The 21,323-nt window shown below is 63.9% G+C and carries 21 protein-coding genes; 11 read left to right on the top strand and 10 right to left on the bottom strand.

Translation table 11 applies throughout. The annotated features are described in order from the left end of the window. Nucleotides 1-162: 162 nt before the first annotated feature. The 5 genes from B0G71_RS00690 to B0G71_RS00670 form a co-directional block, all read right to left on the bottom strand. The gene (locus B0G71_RS00690; RefSeq protein ID WP_106311003.1) at nucleotides 163-1,161 is read right to left on the bottom strand and encodes an arabinose ABC transporter substrate-binding protein; all 999 of its coding nucleotides are present in this window, start codon (nucleotides 1,159-1,161) and stop codon (nucleotides 163-165) included. Between the two features lie 132 nt (nucleotides 1,162-1,293). After that, nucleotides 1,294-2,070 carry an SDR family oxidoreductase gene (locus B0G71_RS00685; RefSeq protein WP_116139093.1) on the bottom strand — a complete coding sequence of 259 codons (777 nt, stop codon included), beginning with the start codon at nucleotides 2,068-2,070 and terminating at the stop codon, nucleotides 1,294-1,296. Continuing rightward, nucleotides 2,067-2,747, bottom strand: coding sequence for a 2-dehydro-3-deoxy-6-phosphogalactonate aldolase (locus B0G71_RS00680; RefSeq protein WP_116139091.1), 681 nt, complete (start codon nucleotides 2,745-2,747; stop codon nucleotides 2,067-2,069). Before B0G71_RS00680 ends, B0G71_RS00685 begins: the two co-directional genes overlap by 4 nt. A 36-nt stretch (nucleotides 2,748-2,783) precedes the next feature. Next, nucleotides 2,784-3,836 (bottom strand): 2-dehydro-3-deoxygalactonokinase, encoded by a 1,053-nt coding sequence (locus B0G71_RS00675; protein WP_116139089.1) that lies wholly within the window; start codon nucleotides 3,834-3,836, stop codon nucleotides 2,784-2,786. Further along, a complete protein-coding gene (locus tag B0G71_RS00670) occupies nucleotides 3,833-4,819 on the bottom strand; it encodes an IclR family transcriptional regulator (RefSeq protein ID WP_116139087.1) in 987 nt (328 codons plus the stop codon). Before B0G71_RS00670 ends, B0G71_RS00675 begins: the two co-directional genes overlap by 4 nt. Before the next feature lie 1,092 nt (nucleotides 4,820-5,911). Here B0G71_RS00670 and B0G71_RS00660 point away from each other — a divergent pair. Continuing rightward, nucleotides 5,912-6,364: a hypothetical protein gene (locus B0G71_RS00660; protein WP_116139086.1), complete on the top strand. Its 453-nt coding sequence runs from the start codon at nucleotides 5,912-5,914 to the stop codon at nucleotides 6,362-6,364. A gap of 432 nt (nucleotides 6,365-6,796) precedes the next feature. On the opposite strand, the gene mtgA is transcribed toward B0G71_RS00660, so the two are convergent. From mtgA to mpl, 5 genes are all read right to left on the bottom strand, one after another. Continuing rightward, nucleotides 6,797-7,519, bottom strand: coding sequence for a monofunctional biosynthetic peptidoglycan transglycosylase (mtgA, locus tag B0G71_RS00650; protein ID WP_116139084.1), 723 nt, complete (start codon nucleotides 7,517-7,519; stop codon nucleotides 6,797-6,799). 48 nt (nucleotides 7,520-7,567) lie between these two features. Beyond that, nucleotides 7,568-8,431: a shikimate dehydrogenase gene (aroE, locus tag B0G71_RS00645; RefSeq protein WP_116139082.1), complete on the bottom strand. Its 864-nt coding sequence runs from the start codon at nucleotides 8,429-8,431 to the stop codon at nucleotides 7,568-7,570. Next, complete coding sequence (locus B0G71_RS00640; protein ID WP_116139080.1) at nucleotides 8,428-10,545, bottom strand: ribonuclease catalytic domain-containing protein; 2,118 nt, start codon at nucleotides 10,543-10,545, stop codon at nucleotides 8,428-8,430. Before B0G71_RS00640 ends, aroE begins: the two co-directional genes overlap by 4 nt. A 196-nt stretch (nucleotides 10,546-10,741) precedes the next feature. Continuing rightward, nucleotides 10,742-11,344, bottom strand: a complete 603-nt coding sequence (locus tag B0G71_RS00635) for a YqiA/YcfP family alpha/beta fold hydrolase (RefSeq protein ID WP_116139078.1) — start codon at nucleotides 11,342-11,344, stop codon at nucleotides 10,742-10,744. Then, nucleotides 11,341-12,735, bottom strand: a complete 1,395-nt coding sequence (gene mpl, locus B0G71_RS00630; protein WP_116139076.1) for a UDP-N-acetylmuramate:L-alanyl-gamma-D-glutamyl-meso-diaminopimelate ligase — start codon at nucleotides 12,733-12,735, stop codon at nucleotides 11,341-11,343. Before mpl ends, B0G71_RS00635 begins: the two co-directional genes overlap by 4 nt. 278 nt (nucleotides 12,736-13,013) lie before the next feature. Here mpl and B0G71_RS00625 point away from each other — a divergent pair, with 278 nt between their 5' ends. From B0G71_RS00625 to B0G71_RS00580, 10 genes are all read left to right on the top strand, one after another. Then, nucleotides 13,014-13,667, top strand: coding sequence for a UDP-N-acetylmuramate--alanine ligase (locus tag B0G71_RS00625; protein WP_116139074.1), 654 nt, complete (start codon nucleotides 13,014-13,016; stop codon nucleotides 13,665-13,667). Nucleotides 13,668-13,677: 10 nt separating this feature from the next. After that, entirely contained in the window at nucleotides 13,678-14,229 is a 552-nt protein-coding gene (locus tag B0G71_RS00620; protein ID WP_116139072.1) for a TlpA disulfide reductase family protein, read from the top strand. Nucleotides 14,230-14,423: 194 nt separating this feature from the next. Further along, nucleotides 14,424-14,879, top strand: coding sequence for a type II 3-dehydroquinate dehydratase (aroQ, locus tag B0G71_RS00615; RefSeq protein ID WP_116139070.1), 456 nt, complete (start codon nucleotides 14,424-14,426; stop codon nucleotides 14,877-14,879). A gap of 68 nt (nucleotides 14,880-14,947) precedes the next feature. Further along, entirely contained in the window at nucleotides 14,948-15,415 is a 468-nt protein-coding gene (accB, locus tag B0G71_RS00610; protein ID WP_106285201.1) for an acetyl-CoA carboxylase biotin carboxyl carrier protein, read from the top strand. 117 nt (nucleotides 15,416-15,532) lie between these two features. Beyond that, nucleotides 15,533-16,900: an acetyl-CoA carboxylase biotin carboxylase subunit gene (gene accC / locus B0G71_RS00605; RefSeq protein ID WP_106285200.1), complete on the top strand. Its 1,368-nt coding sequence runs from the start codon at nucleotides 15,533-15,535 to the stop codon at nucleotides 16,898-16,900. A gap of 3 nt (nucleotides 16,901-16,903) precedes the next feature. Next, a complete protein-coding gene (gene prmA, locus B0G71_RS00600; RefSeq protein WP_116139068.1) occupies nucleotides 16,904-17,806 on the top strand; it encodes a 50S ribosomal protein L11 methyltransferase in 903 nt (300 codons plus the stop codon). Nucleotides 17,807-17,854: 48 nt separating this feature from the next. Further along, nucleotides 17,855-19,198 carry a zinc-ribbon and DUF3426 domain-containing protein gene (locus tag B0G71_RS00595; protein WP_116139066.1) on the top strand — a complete coding sequence of 448 codons (1,344 nt, stop codon included), beginning with the start codon at nucleotides 17,855-17,857 and terminating at the stop codon, nucleotides 19,196-19,198. Nucleotides 19,199-19,271: 73 nt separating this feature from the next. Continuing rightward, on the top strand, nucleotides 19,272-19,772 hold the full coding sequence (gene tpx / locus B0G71_RS00590) for a thiol peroxidase (RefSeq protein WP_106285197.1): 501 nt from the start codon (nucleotides 19,272-19,274) through the stop codon (nucleotides 19,770-19,772). A 94-nt stretch (nucleotides 19,773-19,866) separates the two neighbouring features. After that, nucleotides 19,867-20,805 (top strand): carbohydrate kinase family protein, encoded by a 939-nt coding sequence (locus B0G71_RS00585; RefSeq protein ID WP_116139064.1) that lies wholly within the window; start codon nucleotides 19,867-19,869, stop codon nucleotides 20,803-20,805. 26 nt (nucleotides 20,806-20,831) lie between these two features. Continuing rightward, complete coding sequence (locus B0G71_RS00580) at nucleotides 20,832-21,308, top strand: glycine zipper 2TM domain-containing protein (protein WP_116139062.1); 477 nt, start codon at nucleotides 20,832-20,834, stop codon at nucleotides 21,306-21,308. The last annotated feature ends 15 nt before the right edge of the window (nucleotides 21,309-21,323 follow it).

The raw sequence follows: 21,323 nt of genomic DNA, 5'->3' as shown, positions 1-21,323 counted from the left end.
TGTGAACCGAGTTCGTCGATGTGCTTCGTGGGCAACATCGCAAAAGCACGGCCTGTCTCTACTGCTGATCTTTTATTGCTGCTGCCGACACATGCCCTCTTTCGCGAAAGAGAACACGCGCCGGCAGTTCACTTCATCTCACCACGTGCGGAATCAACCCGCTCAATTCGCCGCGAGGCCCATCTTCTGGCGCACGTCGGCAACGTTGTCACGCGTGGCCAGCATGCCGGTCGTCAGCGTGAGCGGGGGCGGTGCCTTGCCTTGCGTGATCCAGTCGTACATCAGCGTGGAGGTTTCTTCGCCGTGACGCTTCGGGCTGATGATGACCGTGCCGTAGAAGCCCGTCGGCGACGGCTTCTTGAACTCGTTGAGTGCCGAGTCCGAACCGCCGATGCCGATACCGATCATGTTGTCCGCCTTGAAGCCGCGGCCTTCAGCGGCACGCACGGCGCCGAGCACGGCTTCGTCGTTCAGGCCGTAAGCGACCCAGTGCTTGAAGTTCGGATTCTTCGTCAGCGCGATGTTGGCGGCGTTGAACGCGTTTTCCGTGTCGGTCTTCGCTTGCGGCGCGGCGATGATGTTCGCCTTCGGGAAGCCGGCGGCGATCAGTGCGTCGGTTGCGCCGCTGGTGCGGTCATGCGCGGTCGGCAACTGTTCGTAGGTCACGTCGATCGCGCCCACGTCCTTCATGTCCCAGCCGCGCTTCTTGATTTCCGCAGCCAGGCCGTCACCGACCTGCTTGCCGATGTTGTACGCCGAGATGCCCATATGCGGCACCGACGCGATCGGCTTGCCCGCGCCATCGACCAGGCGGTCGTCCACCGTCATCATCTTCAGGCCGTCGGCCTTCGCTTTCGCGACGATGCCCGGTCCGAGCTTGACGTCAGGCGTGCAGATCACGAAGCCCTGCGCCTTTTGCGCCGACAGGTTGTCGATGGCGCTCATCACCTTCTCGCCCGACGGCGCGCCGATCTTCACCAGCGTGAAGCCCTTTTCCTTGGCGGCGATTTCGGCGAACTTCCACTCGTCCTGGAACCACGGTTCTTCCGGCTGCTTCACGAGGAAGCCGATCTTCACCGGATCGGCGGCTTGCGCGACCGGTGCGTTGAAGAGCACACCCGTCGCCGCTGCTGCCAGCGTGAGGAAAATTCTACGTTTCATGATGCGTGTCTCCTGACTAATTGATAACGAGAAGGTATCGGCCGCGTCTTCTTGTACCGGGTGTGACACACGCGGCCAGCGCGTCGTCCGGTGTACTCCATGCGCCCCTGCGCAATCCGAGTCCTGCAAAAATCAGTCGTGATACAGCGCCGAGCGCCCGCCATCCACCGTGATGCAGGTGGCGTTGATGAACGGCGCTTCGTCCGAGGCGAGAAACACCGCTGTCATCGCCACTTCTTCCGGGCGGCCAATGCGTTTCATCGGCTGCAGATCGAGCGTCGCCTGCTGGGCGGCGGCCGGATCGGCTTGTTCGTTCCACCAGTCATGCGTCAATTGCGTTTCGATGTAACCCGGCGCGATCGCGTTGACCCGCACGTTGCGCGGCGCGTATTCGATGCCGAGCGCGCGCGTCAGTCCAATCACGCCGTGCTTCGCCACCGGGTACGGAAAACAGCCCGGAATGATCTTGAACGAATGTGTCGAGGCGATGTTCACAATGCTGCCCGCGCCGCGTTCGACCATGCCCGGCAAGGCCGCGCGGCAACCGTTCCACACGCCGTCGAGATCGACCGCGAAGCAGCGGCGCCAGTCGTCGTCGGTCATGGTGAGCGGGTCGCAGAAAACGTTGATGCCGGCGTTGTTCACCAGCACGTCGAGCGCGCCGAATGCGCGTTCGGCTTCGCTCACCGCGTGCTGAACCGACGCGGATTGCGTCACGTCCGTGTGCACCGCGAGCACGTGCGCGCCGGTCTGCGACTCGATGTGCTCCGCCGTCTGCTGCGCGGTCTCGATATCCAGTTCGGCCAGCACGACTGCCGCGCCTTCGCGCGCGAACGCATGCGCGATCGCCGCGCCGATACCGCGACCGGCGCCGGTGACAAGCGCGACTTTGCCGGCGAGCCGTTTCATTTCTTCGCACCCGCGCGAGCGATGCGCAAACCGTTGATGTACGCCTTCGCGTGCGAAGCCGTCACTGCCGCACTCTGCCCCGGCTTATACAGCGCCGAGCCGAGGCCGAAGCCGTTCGCGCCCGCGCTCAGAAACGGGCCCATGTTGTCGGGCGTGATGCCGCCGACCGGTACCAGCGGCACTTCCGCCGCGATCACCGCGCGCCACGCTTTCACCACCTGACAGCCGAGTTGTTCGGCGGGGAACATCTTCAGCACGTCCGCGCCGTTTTTCAGCGCGAGGAATGCTTCGTTGGGCGTCGCGACGCCCGGCGCGCAGGCCATGCCTTGCGCTTTCGCTGCACCGACGACTTCCGGATCGCTATGCGGCATGACGATCAGTTCGCCGCCCGCCGACTTCACGTCGTTGACGAAACTCGGATGCAGCACCGTACCCGCGCCGACGATCGCATCCGCCGGCAACACCTTGCGGATCGCTGCGATGCTGTCGAAAGGCTGCGGCGAATTCAGCGGCACTTCGACAATCCGGAAGCCGGCTTCGTAAAGCGCCTGACCGTGCTCGGCGACATCGGCGGGCGTCACGCCGCGCATGATCGCGATCAGCGGACACGCCTCGAACGCCGCGACCAAACCCGCGTGCGGCATGTACGGAGCGGGCAGATTGATATGAGGTTGCATGTCGGTTCCTTGTTTCGTGAGCGGCGGCGCTGATGGTCAGGCGCGCGCTGTCTTGGCGGCCGGTTTGACGAGCCCCGCCTGCGAGGCGACGCGCCACAGGCCGCGCTCGGTGGCATGCTTGACCAGTTCCGCCTGGGTGCAGCCGAATTGCGCCAGCGCGAGCCGATAACGCTCGCACAGCGCTTCGTTGCCGATCAGGCGCAGGCTCTGCCCGGCGAGCGCGCTTTGCTGTTGCGCAAGCACGGCGTCGAGACCGGCCAGTTCGTGTCCGATCAGTAACCCCGACAGATAGTCCGGTTGCTGTTCGCGCGACAGTTGTCCGGTCAGGCCGAGCGTGCGCGAACTGAACACGGTCGCGAGCACTCCCGCCTGGCCTTTTTCCCGCGCGATGTTCACGCCATGCAGGAACGCGCCGGTGTCCGGAAGATCAGGGGTGAGCATCGTGCGGCCAAGAATCGTGTGTTCGCGCAGTGCCGCAAATACTTCGCCGGTCATGAAGGTATGAAAACGTTCGATGCGGTCCGCCTGCACCACCGCCCATTTCGCGTGGGTGCCGGGGAGGCCGATCAACGAGCGCTTGCCGCTGTCGGCGGTGTTCGTTTCTTCGCCGAGTGCGCCGAAGATTTGCGTTTCTTCGCCGCGCATGACGTTGGGCAGTTCGCCGCGTTGCAGGACGCCCGGCACGATATGCAGCGTCACGCCGCACGCCGCCTGCACGCGGACGATGCCGGCCACCAGCGCATCGGCGCTCGCCGGCGTGTCCACGTACGGCGCTTCCAGCCAGCCCTGCGCGCTCCCGACCATGCCTGCCGCGATCACCGGCGCGCCGGGCGCGTGTTCGAGCCAGGCGCCGCAGGCGTCGTCGAAGGCCGCGTCGAAGCCGCCCTGCTCCGCGCTGCGCGGCAGATTCATGATGCCCGCCGTCGATGCGCGCGTCGCCAGCACGTTGCCGGACGCGTCGTACAGATAGGCGCGCAGCGATGTCGTGCCCCAGTCGAGCGCGATCAGCGCGGCGTGCTCGTGGCTCGCGTCGGTCGATACGGCTGCGGCGTGGCCGGCTGCCTGGGTGGGAGAACCCGCTCGCTTCATCGCTTGATCCTGCGGGTTGCCGGCTGTGGAGCGCGCCAGCCGAGTTCTTCCGAAATCGCGCGCGCTTCGCGCTGCACGACCGGAATCAGTTCGTCCATGCGTTCGAGCGACATGTATGGAATCGTGCTCGCCACCGACAGCGCCGCCACCACCGCGCCCGACGCATCGCGCACGGGAGCCGCGACGCAGCGGATCGACGCTTCGTTTTCTTCGAGATCGAAGGTGTAGCCGCCGGCGGCGTAGTTGGTCATGCGCTGCATGAAGGTCTGCGCGTCGGGACGGTTATCCGGCTTGAAACTGACGCCGGCGAGCGCGCGGCGCGAGGCGTCGAAGAGCGACTGCCAAACGTCGGGCGTGAGGTCGAGCATCATGGCCTTGCCGATCCCCGTCGATGCCAGCGGCATGCGGTGACCGACGCGTGAGCGCATTTCGAGGCCGCGGGTGCCGGGGATTTTGTCGATGTAGAGGACGTCGTCGCCGTCGCGCACGCCGAGGTGGATCGTATCGAGGGTTTGTTCCGCGAGCGATTCGAGGTGCTGGCGAGCGACCGCGGTGAGCGGCATCTGTTCGAGCGCGATCGTGCCGAGTTCGATTAGCTTCGGGCCGAGCAGGTAGCCGCCTTGGACCTGACGCAGATAGCGCGCCTGCACGAGGCTGCTGACCAGGCGATGCGTGGTGCTGCGGGTCGTGCCGAGCGCGGCGCCGAAGGTGCGGAGGTCGCGCACGCCCGCTGCTGCGGCTTCCAGGATCGCCAGGCCGCGCAGGAGGGTTTGCGTGCCGGCTTGCTGCGGGGTGATGTCTAGCAGCGTGCTGGGGAGCGCGATTCCGTCGATCGGGGCCGGGTGGATGCCGGCGTTCGCGCGCGGTGTCCTGGCGGCGGGCGCCGACGGACGCGGCGGCGTGCCGCTAGTCGCGTGGTCGACGGATGGCGATAGATCGGCTTCGGATTCGCTCGCGGCGTGAGTAGGCATCGCTTTGTTCATGGCGATTCGCTTTTCGGTGGTTTTTTGCGCTTACAGCGCGGGGCCGGAGAGAGGGCCTTGATTGCTCGCGGTATGGCTGGCGCGGCGGTGATGCCTTTGGGTTTTGGGCATGGTTTGGGCTTTGTCTCCGGTTTCTTCTTGCTGTCGCTTGTTCGGCGCCTCGCGGCGGGAGTTTCTCCGTGCCGTGCGGCGCTTTCTGCTTGTTGGGGTGGATTGTAGGGCGGTTTTTGAGAAAGCTCCAATATGTGAGTGTTGGATTCAGATAATGGGATTTTTTTGCCGTGGGGGATTTCTTGGGGGTGTGGTTTGCGGGTGTTGGCCTTTCCTTGCATTGTTAGTGGTCTATTAGCGTCGCCCCTGTGCGGGGCAGGCACCTACTTTCTTTGCCGCGGCAAAGAAAGTAGGCAAAGAAAGCCGCTTCACACCGCTAACCTCTAAGCGGGGCCCTCGCACAGCCGCAGTAGTGGTGCATCTGGAATCTGTGCCCTCGCACATTCGGCCACGGTGACAAAGCCGTCATACCTCCCGCCTCGCGCTGCGCGCTCGCCGGATGGGTCCGCTTCTAGCTCGTAGGTTTCCCTGCGTACTGTGGGGCCGTTGGCTTCGCCTCGGCGTGGCGCTGAAGTGTCGGTGTGTGAAGAGCGAGGCAGGGGATCGAATGGCCAACGGTTTCGCGAGGTCTTGCAACGGCGCGAGTAGCTCCCTCTTCAGCATTGCCCGCCCCCCTCTTCTCAGCACAGCCGTTGAGAACATGAACTAGGGCTTGAGAAATTTCGGAATTGATTGCGGCACGCACCTTTTAGCCTGCGCAGATGTTCGCTTGCTGGAAGACACGTTTTAGAATTCTTGTGTCGTGTATTCCGCGACATACAGGTTTAACAGCCTACTAGCGTAGTATCCCGTACGATTGCTCAAGCAACTGTGCGGCTGCCTTTGCGCGTCTGTTCTCAACGGGCGGGCCTTGGCGGGGGAGCCTCACGGCTCGCCGGTTTTTGGTACTGCGCTCCGGTCTGTTAACCCCGTCACTGTGCCCGCTCACCACCTTGCAAGCGCGTGTCGGGCGATCCAGGTAAGTTTCAGGGAGATCGCGCCATGAGTAAATCGGTCAAGAATTCACGCACCACGTCGCGCCCACCCGTTGATGCACTTCAATACGAAAAGCTCGCCTTGTCCGCCTTTGGGCTGCTTGAGCGGCAGCTAAGTCAACTGGACAAGCTGGTGACACTTGCGGCCTCGATAGTCAGGAGTCCGGCGGTGACGCGAGAGGAGAGACATCGCCAACGGAAATTACTGGAACTGCTGCTCGACACGGGCGAGGATTACCAACGCGAAGTCGAGATCGACCGCGAGTTGTACCAGGTGATCGCGCTTGATGCGAAGGGAATTCCGCAGAGCCGCATCACAGCGCGCCACGCAGCGGACCTTCTTGCAAAGGCCACGAAGACAGCGTCAGAAGACCGTGAGCGTATCGGCGCAAAAAGAACGATGCAGAACAGACAACCTCGCTTTAGAACCATCACGCGAGCAACGACAGCAGCGCATTGACAAAGCTCTGCGTCGATATACGGCGCTTCGAAGAAGCCCCGAACTGAAGCGCACCAAATACCGAAAGTCGCTAGGGCCCAAAGCCGAGGCGAAGCCGACGGCCCCACAGCGCACAGAGAAACCCACTGGTTCGGATAGGAGCAGACCCTTCCGGCGAGCGCGTAGCGCGAGGCGGGAAGTATGACGGCCTTGTCACTAGCGCCGAATGTGCGAGAGCACAGATTCCAGATGCACCACTATTGCGACTGCGCGAGGGCCCCGCTTAAAGGTTAGCGGTGTGAAGCGGCTTTCTTTGCCTACTTTCTTTGCCGCGGCAAAGAAAGTAGGTGCCTGCCCCGCACAGGGGCGACGCTAATAGACCACTGAGAATACAAGGAAAGGCCAACACCACAAAAACCTCACCCAAAGCACCGCGCAAGGGCAAAAACCTCATCAATCGGGCAACTCAGCCGCCCCCATCCGCCTCGCAATAACCCGCGCCCGCTGCGCCAGATACTGCGACCCTCGATGCTCATCAAAATACTTAGGCTGCGGCAGCATGACAGCCAATCGCGCCGACTGCGCAGCAGTCAACCTACTCGCCGAAGTCTTGTAGTAGTAATGAGCCGCCGCCTCAGCCCCATAAACCCCATTCCCCCACTCAACGGAGTTGAGATAAATCTCAAAGATCCGTTCCTTATCCATCAAGCTCTCAAGCATCCAGGTAATGATGAGTTCCTGCCCCTTCCGGATATAACTCTTCTCCCGCGACAAGAACAGATTCCGCGCCAGCTGCTGAGTGATAGTCGACCCACCGCGCACAATCTTGCCCTTAGCCTTATTCCGCTCCCATGCCTGCAAAATAGCGTCAGTCTCATACCCGTTGTTATTAACAAAATTCGCATCCTCGGAAGCAATAATCGCGCGCTTCAAATTCCGCGAAATCTGGTCATACGACACCCACGTATGCTGCACTGAAAGATCCGGCCGATCCTGCGACAACCGCCACGCGTCCGACCGCATAAACGACGTACTCCGCGGATTGACGTAGTTCCAAACCGCGATCTGCCCGAAGTAAAACGCCTGCGTCGCCAGCCACGCAATCGCCACCACGGCGCCCAGATAGACGATCCATCGCACCGGACCTGGCCGGCTCACGCGCCGCGTTGCTGTCATCGTGCGTCGAGTCCTCGTGTCAATCGCCGCTGCAAAGTAAACGCCGCCTTAGGCGTGTGACGGCGCCGTCAACAGCGCGCGCAATTCGGCCAGCACCGGCGCGCCGTCAGGCCGCACGCCACGCCACACGTAAAACGATTCAGCCGCCTGTTCGACCAACATGCCGAGGCCGTCCGCACCTCGCGCGCCCAGCTTGCGCGCGTGCTCCATGAAGACCGTCGGATGCGCGCCATACATCATGTCGTAGGCAAGCGTGCCGCTGCCGAACGCGCGGTCGTCGCACTCCGGCAGCGACGCGTCCAGACTGCCCGCCGTCGCGTTGACGATCACGTCATAGGTGCCCGCTTCGATCGCCCGCGCGCTACCGCCGCTCAATCGGCACGCGGCATCACGCGCGGCTTGCGCGAATTGATCCACCAGCGCCTCGGCCTTTTCCGCCGTGCGATTGACGATGGTCAACGTATGCGGCGCGCGGTCCAGCATCGGCAGCACCACGCCGCGCGCGGCGCCGCCCGCGCCGAGCAACAGAATGCGCGCGCCCTTCAAGGACACGCCGAGATTCACCTCGATGTCACGCACGAGGCCGAAGCCGTCCGTGTTGTCGCCGTAAATACCATTCGCGTCGATACGCAACGTATTCACCGCGCCCGCCGCCGCCGCGCGCGGCGACAACGTGTCCGCAAAGGCATGCGCGTCGAGCTTGAATGGCACGGTCACGTTCAGCCCGCGCCCGCCTGCATCGATAAAGGCCCGCACGTGCGGCACGAACGCATCCACCGGCGCGAGCAGATGACCGTACTCGACGGGCTCGCCGGTCTGCGCGGCAAAGCGCCCATGAATGAACGGCGACTTGCTGTGGCCGACCGGGTTGCCGATGACCGCATAGCGGTCGCGTGAATCCTGGGTGCTCATCGCCCCGGCTCCGCAATGTGCTGATGGGTAACGGCACCGTCCGCGCCATCGCTGCTTTCGGCATCGTTCTTCACAGCAGCCGCATCGTTGCCGTCTAGTTCGGCTTCCGCCTGCGCCTCGGCTTCGCCTTCGGCGCTCTCGTCCGGGGCGTCGATGATCTCCTCTTCGCCCTCGTCCGCTTCTTCAGCCTCGCTGCCGCTCGTCACGGTCGGCGCGTCGAGCACGTGTAGCAGACGCACAGACGCTTCGACAGTCAACTCATCGATCGACATCACTTCCATCTGCAAACGCGTGCCGCGCGCGTGCACGCCGAGGCCAGGCACATGCAGCAGCAGCGGAATCTCTTCAAGGCGCACCAGATCGCCCTTCACCACCGACGCCAGCACCTGCTTCCGGTTCTCCTGCTTCAGCCAGCGCAGACACCAGAAATATTCCATGCGACGCTGGTGATCGGCATACGCGGTATACGTATCGTCGAAACCTTGCACGACAGCGAACAGATCGGCGTCTTTGGGCTTGAACGGCGCGGCCAGTTTCGCGGTCACGCCGTGCTGCACGCAGGCAATCAACTGCCACTGATTAACCAGGTCGACATAACGACGCAGCGGCGACGTGCTCCAGGCGTACTGCGTGACGCCGAGTCCTTCGTGCGGCGCGGCGTTGGTCTGCATACGCGTACGCTTCGGACCGGTCGGCGCACCGAATGCGCGTTGCGTGCGATAAATGCCCGGCACGCCGTGGTCATGCAGGAACGCGCCCCACGACGAGTTCGCGAGAATCGCCAGCTCGGCGACGATCGTATCGAGTGGCGACCCACGCCGGCGCGGCGTGATCGTGATGTGCTCGCCTTCCACGTAGAAGTTGAAGTCGGTGTTGCGCTGCACTTCGCGACGCAAACCGTAACCGGCGCGCGCGGCCTGGCGCTTTTCGAACAACGCCTGCGCGAACGGCCACAGCACGGCGATGTCGTCCTTGTGCGGATAGTCGCCGGTGCCGGCGGCGAGCGCCTCTTCGGTGACCAACTCGTCGAGCGTGTTGTGGCGCAGGTTGTTCTTCACGAACACGCGCTCGGCGCGCGTTTCGCTCGCGACGATTTCCTGCGTCTCGCGATTGACGATCACATACAGCGAGAGCGCCGGACGCAGGCCGCCTTCGGCCAGCGTGAACGCTTCGACGACGCTGTCGGGCAGCATGGTGATCTTGTCGCCAGGCATATACACAGTGGACAGACGCGTGCGAGCGATCGCATCGACCTCGTCGCCACGCTGAATGCCGAGCGCCGGCGCGGCGATGTGCACGCCGATCCGCACGCGGCCATCGGCCAGATGCTCGACGGAGAAAGCGTCGTCGATTTCAGTCGTGGTGATGTCGTCGATCGAAAATGCCTGCACGTTTGCTTCGGGCAGATCTTCCGGCAAGCTGCCGACCGTAACGGGCGGAAAGCCCGTGCCGTGCGGGAAAAACTCGGAGAGGAATTTCGCTTCGTGCAGCGCGCGCGCCGACGGAACGGCGCCATTTTCCAGCATCAGACGCGCTTGCGAGATGCCGCGTGCCGCCGCCGCGCCTTCGAGCGCCTTGTACTCGATCGTGTTCTTGTCAGGCCTGGTCAACAGAGCCAGCGCCTTGCTGCCGGTGAAGGCTTCCGGCAGACGGCCGGCTTTCAGCTCGTCTTCGTAGCCAGCCTGCACCAGCGCCTGCTGGCGCTTGCGCTCGAGGCCGGCGAGCGCCATCTTCAGTTGTTCCTGTGGCGCGCGCTGATACATGCCGCGGCCCTTGCGGCGGAAGTACACCGGCGAGCCGTGCATGCGCAACACCAGCGCGGCGCGCTCGATCGAGCCGAAGCTTTCGCCGAAATATTCGGCGCCGAGCGTGGCGAACGGAAATTCGTCGGCAGGCGCGCATTCCCACAGGAAGTCCAGATCGATCTCCTGCGCGGCGGCGTCGGCCTGTTGCATCAGCTCGGCCGCGCTCGGCTTTTCGAATTCGATCAGCACGTCTTTCGCGCGCACCTTGGTGCGCCGGCCGCCCGGCAGCTCGACCTGAAAAGCATCGCCCTGGCGCGACAGCACGCTGCCGGCCTTGAAACTGCCCGATTCCTCGAAGAAAACGTTCACTCAATACTCTCGTTCTGACTTGCATCTGCCGGCGCGCCCGATCTGGTTCAGCGATCGGTCACTGCGTGCGCGGCACGGCAACGTGTTCGTGGTAGTGGATCCGCGGCGCGGTACGCGCGCGCCTGCGGCATGATTCATGGTGCGCGGCAACTGCCGCGCTGCCGGAACGCCCGGCATGACGTGACTGAATGCAACATCAAGCGGCTTCGCGCGGCGCCGGCGGCTCAATGTCTTCCGCGTCGCAAAAGGCCAGCACGTCGTCGACGTATTGCGCGAACTCGCTGATCGCGTGGTCGCTCCCTTCGATCAGCGTAGTCCGTGCGCCGGGATAGTGCGCGAGCATTTCGCGGTAGTCGAGCACTTCGTCGCCGGTCGCGGCCATCAAATAATAGCGTTCGGGCCGGGTGATCGAGGCGACGCTGAGCGCGCGCAACTCATCCAGGTGATGCGGCTCGACGACGATGCTGCCGCCGCCGTGCCACAACGGCTGCTCGCCGAGATAGGCGCTCAGATCGCGCTGCGGCACGACCGCCGGGTTCAGCAGCACCGCCGGCCAACCGTGCTTTTCAGCCAGATACGTGGCGAAATAGCCGCCGAGCGAACTGCCGATCAGCGTGACGACTTTCGGCTGCGCCGCGTCCACCAGCGATTCGGCGAGCGCCACGGTCTCGAACGGCGAAACCGGCAACGTCGGACAACACCATTCGTCGCTGCGGCCGAGTTCGACAAGCCGCGCCGCCAGCACGCGCGCCTTGAACGAATTGGGTGACGAGCGGAAACCGTGCAGATAAAGGATCACGGAGCGCCTCGCGCGGAAAGGGCGTCGAGCAGTTTCTGATGCACGCCGCCGAAGCCGCCGTTGCTCATCACCAGAATCTGGTCGCCGGGGCGCGCTGCGTGGACTACCGCTTTGACCAGCGCGTCGAGATTGTCGAAAGCCTGCGCCTTGCCGCCGAGCGGCGCGAGCGCCTCGCCGAGATTCCAGCCGAGCGCGTCGCGGCCGCTCGGCGCGCCGTAGCCGAACACGAGGTCGGCGTCGGCGAGACTGGCCGGCAATTGCGCCTTCATCACGCCGAGCTTCATGGTGTTCGAGCGCGGTTCCAGCACGGCGAGAATTCGCGTGTTGTCGCGGCCGACGCGGGCGCGCAAGCCGGCCACGGTCGTATCGATCGCGGTCGGGTGATGCGCGAAGTCGTCGTACACGGTCACGCCGTCGACGCTGCCGCGCACTTCCATGCGCCGCTTGACGTTGCGAAAGCTCGCCAGCGACCGGGCGGCCTGCGCCGGCGGCACGCCGACATGGCGTGCGGCGGCAATCGCGGCCAACGCGTTCATGCGGTTGTGCTCGCCTTGCACCTCCCACTCGACCACGCCGACGCGCTTGCTGTTGTGATACACGGCGAAGCGCTCGTCGACCGGCACGCCGTCTTCCGCCGGCAAGGTTTGCCAGCCGCCCTGCACGCCGAAGCGCTCCACTTCGCTCCAGCAGCCGCGTGTCAGCACGCGCTCGAGCGCGTCTTCACGGCCATTCGTGACCACGCGGCCGATGCCCGGCACGGTGCGGATCAGATGATGGAACTGCGTTTCGATCGCGCCCAGATCCGGAAAGATGTCGGCGTGATCGAATTCGAGGTTGTTCAGCACCGCGGTCTTGGGCCGGTAGTGGACGAACTTGGAGCGTTTGTCGAAGAAGGCCGTGTCGTACTCGTCGGCTTCGATCACGAAGAAGCTGGAATCGGTCAGCCGCGCGGACACGCCGAAATTCAGCGGCACGCCGCCGATCAGGAAACCCGGATTGAGGCCGGCGTCTTCGAGCAGCCAGGTCAGCATCGAGCTGGTGGTCGTCTTGCCGTGCGTGCCGGCCACCGCCAGCACCCATTTGCCGTTCAGCACATGCTCGCCGAGCCATTGTGGGCCGGAGGTGTACGGCAGGCCCCGGTCGAGAATGGCTTCCATCAGCGGGTTGCCGCGCGAGACCACGTTGCCGATCACGAACAGGTCCGCGTTCAGGCCGTTCAACTGGTCCGCGTCGTAGCCTTCAATCAGGCCAATGCCTTGCGCCTCGAGCTGGGTGCTCATGGGCGGATAGACGCCGGCGTCGCAACCCGTCACGGTGTGGCCCGCGCCGCGCGCGAGGACCGCGAGACCGCCCATGAACGTGCCGCAGATACCGAGGATGTGGATGTGCATAAGCCTGTCGTGCCGCGCGGGCGTTTTTCCTGGAAGAGCCCCTACTAATCCGGCGCTTCGCGCCGGTCCCCCGAGGGGGCAAGAAAAGCGGGCGAGGCCCGGGGTTTTCCCGAGAGGGATGGGAGCGCAGAAGAGCGGCCGAAACGACCGTCTGCAAAGGACGCTATTGTAACCGACGCCTTTCGATCACCCTATGCGTGCGCGCCCGCGCCGCCGCGCCCCGCGCGCTGCGCGACCCGCCAGGAAAGGCCGTCGCCAATCTCTAGTATGATCGAGGGATGGTTCGCAAATCACACTTCGATCCGCAGCGCGTGCGCGAGGAAATCGCCATCGCAGCTGCCCGCCTGATCGCCGAAGACGGTCTGGACTACGCCACGGCGAAGCGCAAAGCCGCCCGCCAAGTGATCGGCGAGAGCCGTGTTGCCGGCGAATGGCTGCCGGATAACGACCAGATTGAAGAAGAAATCCGCGAGTATCAGTCGCTATTCCAGGGCGACAGCCAGCCCGCGCTGCTGCGGCGGCTGCGCCGCATCGCGGTCGACTGGATGGAACGGCTTGCGCCGTTCAACCCTTATTTGACCGGCGCGGTGCTGGGCGGCACCGCCGGCGAGCACTCGGATATCCACCTTCAGGTGTTCTGCGACAACCCCAAAGAAGTCGCGATCTATTTTCTTAACGCGGACATTCAGTACGACGTCTCGGAAACGCGGCATTTCGCCGGCCGCGGCTATGTCGAGACGCTTAGCTTCCTGTGGCGCCCCACGAATGAAGGCCGCGACGCGGAGCCGGTCGGCGTGCACGTGGCGCTCTACGAAACGGACGACCTGCGCGGCGCGGTACGCGCCGACGCGCGCGGCCGCACGGCGCGCGCGAATCTGCAGGCCGTGCAGACGCTGCTCGACGGCAGCGACGTCGCTCCTACAACCAACTAGACTGACCAAGATGAATACGAGACGGATTCTGGCGGGCGCGTGTGTCGCCATCGTCGCCGCGGGCGGCGGGGTACTGGCCAACCACTTGCTGAACGGCGGCGTCGCAGAAGTCGCGCACGCCGCCCAGCCAACCTCTTCTCAAAGCGCAGTCGGGCAACTCTGGACCGCCCCCGTCACGACGGTGGACGGCAAGCCACAAACGCTAAGTGTGCTCAAAGGGCACCCAATCGTCGTCAACTTCTGGGCCTCATGGTGCGGGCCTTGCGTCGAGGAAATGCCGGCTCTGTCGCAGCTTCAGCGCGATTACGCGAAAAAAGGCATCCAGTTCGTTGGACTTGGCGTCGATTCGGAGAAGAACGTTCAGGCGTTCCTGCAGAAAGTAAAAGTGGCGTATCCGATCTACATCACCGGCTTCGGCGGCGCCGACCTCGCGCGTGCGTTCGGCAATACTGCGGGCGGGCTGCCGTTTACCGTCGTAATCGACGCAAATGGCAACATTCGCTCGACAAAATTGGGACAAATCGACCCGCAAGCGCTGAAACAAACGCTCGACGCGCTCTAAATTTCACATTCTTCCGACGCTCGATTACCCGCGGAAGGCGCGAAAATACGCGCAAATCCCGGGGATTTGAGAGAAGATGGGCGCCCGGCGCGGCGGCAAAGCGCCGCCGGCATCGATCCGTACGTGCGCAAAACTAGACAAGTTTCTCTAATCAGCGCTAAAGTGCGCCCAATTCCACGGAAAAAGAAGCGACCATGACGCGACTGCTGGTACTGCACGGACCCAACCTCAACCTTCTCGGCACCCGGGAACCCGAGGTCTACGGTCGCGTGACCTTGCCGCAGATCGATCATGCGCTGGCGGACCGCGCGGCGGACGCAGGCGTCGAACTCGCGTCGTTCCAGAGCAATCACGAAGGCGCTCTGGTAGACCGCATCCAATCCGCGCGGACTGAAAAAACCGATTTCATACTGATCAATCCCGCCGCGTACACGCATACCAGCGTGGCCATTCGGGACGCACTGGCGGGGGTCGGCATCCCGTTCGTCGAGATTCATCTGTCGAACGTGCATCGTCGCGAACCGTTCCGGCATCACTCGTATTTCTCCGACCAGGCTGAGGGCGTGATTTGCGGTCTCGGCTGGAAGGGATATATGTACGCGCTCGAATTCGCGCTCGACCGGCTGTCCGCCGGCTCGTCGCGCGGCTGATTCCAAACACGTCTAATTTGCGCCGGCTGCGTATGCGCCGGCACTTTTCGCATTAAAGGGGCTGCCTGATGGACTTACGTAAACTGAAAACTCTGATCGACCTCGTCTCGGAGTCCGGTATTTCCGAACTCGAAGTGACCGAGGGCGAAGGCAAGGTCCGCATCGTCAAGAATGCGCCGCCGGTTTACGTGCAGCCGTCCGCCTCATATGCGCCGCAATACGCGCAGCCGGCACCGGCAATCGGTGGCGAAGCGCCGGCTGCCGCAGCCGCGCCGGCTACGCCGGCCGCCGTCGCGCCGCAAGGCCATGTGGTGACCTCGCCGATGGTCGGCACGTTCTACCGTGCGCCGTCGCCGGGTGCCGATCCGTTCGTCCAGGTGGGCGACACGGTCAAGGAAGGCCAGACGATCTGCATTATCGAAGCAATGAAGCTGCTTAACGAAATCGAGTCGGACAAGTCCGGCGTGGTGAAGGAAATCCTCGTCGAAAACGGCCAGGCGGTCGAGTACGGCCAACCGCTGTTCGTGGTCGGCTGACGCGGCACGCTTTACGCATGCCGCCCGCGCGCCCGTCGTTCCCAGGCGCGCGACCGATCCTCTGAGGCAGCCGGCGTTGTGATCACCCGGCGCCCATTGATGAGTCGAAAAACCGCTATGTTTGAAAAAATCCTCATTGCCAATCGTGGCGAGATCGCGCTTCGTATCCAGCGCGCCTGCCGCGAACTCGGCGTCAAGACGGTCGTCGTTTATTCCGAAGCCGACAAGGAAGCCAAGTACGTGAAGCTCGCCGACGAGGCCGTCTGTATCGGCCCGGCGCCTTCGAACCTGAGCTATCTGAACATGCCCGCGCTGATCAGCGCGGCGGAAGTCACCGACGCCGAAGCGATTCACCCCGGCTACGGCTTCCTCTCGGAAAACGCCGACTTCGCCGAACGTGTCGAACAGTCCGGCTTCACCTTCATCGGCCCGCGCCCGGAAACGATCCGGATGATGGGCGACAAGGTCACGGCCAAGCAGACCATGATCAAGACCGGCGTGCCGTGCGTGCCGGGTTCGGAAGGCGCGTTGCCGGACGATCCGAAAGAGATCGTGAAGATTGCCCGCCAGGTCGGCTATCCGGTCATCATCAAGGCCGCCGGCGGCGGCGGTGGCCGCGGCATGCGCGTGGTCCACACGGAAGCGGCGCTGGTCAACGCGGTCAACATGACTCGCGAAGAAGCCGGCCGTGCTTTCGGCAACCCGCAGGTCTACATGGAGAAATTCCTGGAGAACCCGCGGCACATCGAAATTCAGGTGCTGGCTGACTCGTTCAAGAACGCGGTCTGGCTGGGCGAACGTGATTGCTCGATGCAGCGCCGTCACCAGAAAGTGATCGAAGAGGCGCCGGCGCCGGGTATCGCGCGCCGCCTGATCGACCGCATCGGCGACCGTTGCGCGGACGCCTGCAAGAAGATGGGCTATCTCGGCGCGGGTACGTTCGAGTTCCTGTACGAAAACGGCGAGTTCTACTTCATCGAAATGAACACGCGCGTGCAGGTCGAGCATCCGGTCACGGAACTGATCACGGGCGTCGATATCGTGCAGGAACAGATCCGCATCGCGGCCGGCGAGAAGCTCGCGTTCCGTCAGCGCGACATCGTGTTCAAGGGTCACGCGATCGAATGCCGGATCAACGCGGAAGATCCGTTCAAGTTCATTCCGTCGCCGGGACGTTTGACGTCGTGGCACATGCCGGGCGGCCCCGGCATCCGCGTCGACTCGCATGCCTACAATGGCTATTTCGTGCCGCCGAACTATGATTCGATGATCGGCAAGCTGATCGCTTACGGCGCCACGCGCGAACAGGCAATCAAGCGCATGCGCATCGCGTTGTCGGAGATGGTGGTGGAAGGCATTCAGACCAACATCCCGCTGCACCGCGAGCTGATGCTGGACGCGAAATTCGTCGAAGGCGGCACCAGCATTCATTACCTCGAAAACCGGTTGGCCGCGAAGCTGCAGGCCGCGCCGGAAGAAGCGTAACCCATGAGCTACCGGGAACTGATCGCCGAGTTGGCACGCGAGCAGGCGGAGGAATTCTCCGACGCGCTGCTCGAGTTGGGCGCGTTGTCCGTATCGGTTGAAGATGCGGACGCCGACACGCCCGACGAGCAGCCGCTGTTCGGCGAACCCGGTCTCACGCCGGATCGCACGGCGTGGCAGCGATCACGCGTGATCGCGCTGGTCGCGCCGGAACACGACCCTGCGGTGTTGCTCACTGCCGCCGCCAATGAAATCGGCCTCCCGGCGGCGCCTTCGTTCACCGTGCGTGAAGTCGAAGATCAGGATTGGGTGCGCCTCACGCAGTCGCAGTTCGATCCGATCAAGATCGGCGAACGCATCTGGGTCGTGCCGTCTTGGCACGATGCGCCGGACCCCCATGCACTGGTGCTGGAGCTGGATCCTGGGCTCGCCTTCGGCACCGGCAGCCATCCCACCACGCGGCTTTGCATGGAATGGCTGGAGCAGTCGGTGCAGCCCGAGCAGTCCGTGCTCGATTACGGTTGCGGCTCCGGCATTCTCGCGATCCTCGCGAAAAAGTGCGGCGCGAATCCGGTGTACGGCATCGACATCGATCCGCAAGCGGTCGAGTCGGCGCGTCACAATAGCGAGCGCAACCGCGCGGAAGTCATCTACGGCCTGCCCGACGAATGCCCGACCGGCGAGTTCGATATCGTGGTCGCCAATATCCTGTCCAACCCACTCAAACTGATGGCGTCGATGCTTACGTCGAAGGTCAAGCCGGGTGGCAAGATCGCGCTGTCCGGCATTCTGGCGCGGCAAGCGGACGAGGTCGCGCAGGTCTACTCACGGTGGATCGACATCAGCGTATGGCGCGAACACGAAGGTTGGGTATGCCTGTCGGGAACGCGTCGCGAAAGCCATTAGAATAAGGCGTATTGTCCAACCAACGGCCTTCCGGCTCATCGGCTCAATATGCTCCTGGCGACGCGTTGCCCCTTCTGCGAAACCGTTTTTCGTCTGCAAACGGAACAGCTTGCGCTGCGCCGCGGCCTTGTGCGCTGCGGACATTGCCACGAAGTATTCGACGCATCGAGCAGTCTGTTCGACGTTAGCGAAGGCGGTGATTTTTCGACCGCTAAACCGGTCGCTGCGGCGATAGAAGCGCTCTCGGGCGTGCGGCCGAAAAGCCCCGACTTCAGCGCCGAAGCATGGGATCCGTGGGCGCCGGCACCCGATGCCGCCATCGACAAGCGTCTGCGCCACAACGCCGGCAATGTGCCGCTCTCGCCGGTCTCGACCGGCGCGGGCGTCGCCGTCACGCCGCGCCACGCTACGGAGCCCGAACTGCAACCCGGCGCATCCAACGCGCCACTTCCGCCCGACGATGAACCGGTGCTGGCGGACGCGCCGCTCGACCCGTTCGCGTATCACCTGGACCCGCCCGAGGAAGATACCGAAGCGCCGCGTGTCTGGCACAAGACCGAGCGCGCCCCCGATACGGCGCCGAGCGAACCGCTCGAAGAGCCGGTTCTGGACGAGCCGGCTACCTTGTATGGCATTCCTGACAATGAGCCGCGTTTCGGTGCGGCCGGCTTAGGTGCGGCCGGCTTAGGCGCGGCCGGCGCGGGTCCGGCCGGCTTCGGTCCGGCCGGCGCAGGCACAACCAGACCGGATGCGCCGATGGCTACAAGCGCAGGCGCGGCGGCCTTTGCCGCGGCCGGCGCCGCCGCTACCGGTCCCGTCTCCGCCAGCGGCGAACCCTTCTCCGTGCAGCCGATCGACGACGGCCCCGATCCCTTCCCCGTGGTGCGCGAAACCCGCCCGGCCGAACCGCGGCGCATGGGCTGGATCATCGCCGGTTCGGTGGTGGCGGCGCTGTTGATCGTCGCGCTGCTCGCGCAACTCGCCTGGTGGCAACGCGAAACGGTGATGGTTTATTTCCCGCGCTCGCAGACGCTCTATGCGAAGGCCTGCTTGACGCTCGGCTGCCAGGTTGCGCCGCCGCACGACATCGACGGCTTGCAGGTCGAGCCGTCCGATCTGCGGCAGATCGACGGTCCGCACAAGCTCGAACTGAAGATGCCGCTGCGTAACCGTTTCAATATCGCGCTCGCCTACCCGGCCATCGAACTCACGCTGCTCGACGACCAGAACAACGTCGCGGTGCGCCGCGTGCTGTGGCCGCAAGACTACGTTCCGCCCGGCACGCAGATCGCCGCCGGCCTGCCCGCGCATACGACCCAGACCATGATCGTGCATCTCGACACGGGCAATGCGGTCGCTTCCAATTTCCGCGTACAGATTTTTTATCCGTAACGCTTTCCCGCGCGCCCGGCACTCACCGGGCGCGTTCACCGTCAATCCTGACGAATTTTCGGAGCACGACAACATGAGTCAAGTTACGCTGGGTGGCAACCCGATCGAAGTAGCCGGCACGTTCCCGTCCGTGGGCCAGGCCGCTCCCGCTTTCTCGCTGGTCGGCAAGGATCTGAAGCCGGTGTCGCTCGCCGACTTCGCCGGCAAGCGCAAAGTGCTGAACATTGTGCCGAGCCTCGACACACCGACCTGCGCCACCTCGACCCGCAAGTTCAACGAAGCCGCCGCCAAGCTGACCAACACGGTCGTGATCGTCGTGTCGGGCGACCTGCCGTTCGCGGCGTCGCGCTTCTGCACGACCGAAGGCATCGAGAACGTCGTCACGGCGTCCACGTTCCGCGGCCATGAGTTCGCGCAAGCCTACGGCGTCGACGTAACGAGCGGCCCGCTGGCCGGCCTGACGGCACGCGCCGTGGTGGTGATCGACGAGAACGACAAGGTCGTTCACGCCGAACTGGTCGGCGAAATCAAGAACGAACCGAACTACGACGCAGCCCTCGCCGCGCTGAAGTAACGCCTTCGCGCACGAACCCGGCGCCGCGCTTCATGCGCGGCGCTGTCACATCGTCGCGCCCATTCTCTTTATCGTTTTTACAGGAACGCTCGCCTTGGCTACGCTGATTTGCGGCTCGCTCGCCTACGACAACATCATGACCTTCGAAGGCCGGTTCAGGGAGCACATCCTGCCGGAGCAGGTCCACATCCTGAACGTCAGCTTTCTGGTGCCGACCATGCGCCGCGAGTTCGGCGGCTGCGCGGGCAACATTGCCTACTCGCTGCATCTGCTGGGCGGCGACGCGCGCATCATGGGCACGCTCGGCTCGGTCGACGCGCAGCTCTATATGGAACGGTTCGAGCAGCTCGGGCTGTCGACGGAGAGCGTGCTGGTGGTGCCGGACACGTACACGGCTCAGGCGATGATCACCACGGACCTGGAAAACAATCAGATCACCGCGTTCCACCCGGGCGCGATGATGCAGTCGCATCTGAATCGCGCTGATCAGGCCAAGGGCATCACGCTCGGCATCGTCGGGCCGGACGGTTACGACGGCATGATCCAGCACGCCGAGCATCTCGCGGCTGCGGGCGTCCCGTACATTTTCGATGTAGGTCAGGGCTTGCCGCTCTTCGACAGCGAGTCGCTGCGGCGCATGATTGAACTCGCCACTTATGTAGCGGTCAATGACTACGAAGCCAAACTGGTGAGCAACAAAACGGGCTGGTCGATCGAAGAGATCGCCGGCAAGGTCGAGGCGCTGATCGTCACGCTCGGCGAGCATGGCGCGCAGATCCATCACGCGGGCAGCATCGAAGAGATTCCGGCGGTGAAGGCACAGCAAGTGCTCGATCCGACAGGTTGCGGCGACGCGTTTCGCGGCGGCTTGCTGTACGGCATCGAGAATAAGCTCGGCTGGGCCACCACCGGGCGGTTGGCGAGCCTGATGGGCGCGCTGAAGATCGAACATCAGGGCCCGCAAAATTACGCGCCCAGCCGGGCCGAGATCAACGAGCGGTTCAAGCAGGCGTTCGGATACGACCTGCCGTAATACCGAGAGCTATTGGAGTTTAGGGAATGAGAATAACAAGTCGCCTGATCGTGGCCGCCTTGATTGCCGGTTCGCTGGCCATGTCGGGGTGTGCGTACAACAGCAGTTCCGCGGACGTGTACACGGCGTCGCAGGCGCAGCGCGAAGAAACGGTCCGCATGGGCACGGTGGATAGCGTGCGCGCCGTGAAGATCAGTTCGAACAATGGTCAGCCGAGCGGTCTCGGCGCGATCGGTGGCGGCGCTCTGGGCGCGGTGGCCGGCAGCAGGATCGGTGGTGGCACCGGCGCGATCGTCACGGGCATTATTGGCGGCCTGGCAGGCGCGGTGGCCGGCAATGCGGTCGAGAACGGCGTCGCGGTGCACGACGGTCTCGAGATCACCGTCCGGCTCGATAACGGCGACATGCGCGCCATCACGCAAAGCGCCACCGGCGAAATCTTCCGCGCCGGCGAACGCGTACGGTTGCTTTCCAGCGGCGGCGTCACGCGCGTCACGCACTAAGTTTCCCCTCTCGCG

Source organism: Paraburkholderia sp. BL27I4N3, assembly GCF_003386115.1.
Lineage (GTDB): Bacteria > Pseudomonadota > Gammaproteobacteria > Burkholderiales > Burkholderiaceae > Paraburkholderia.
The sequence above is the reverse complement of the archived record's forward strand: the minus strand, read 5'-3'. Positions and strand labels throughout refer to the sequence as shown.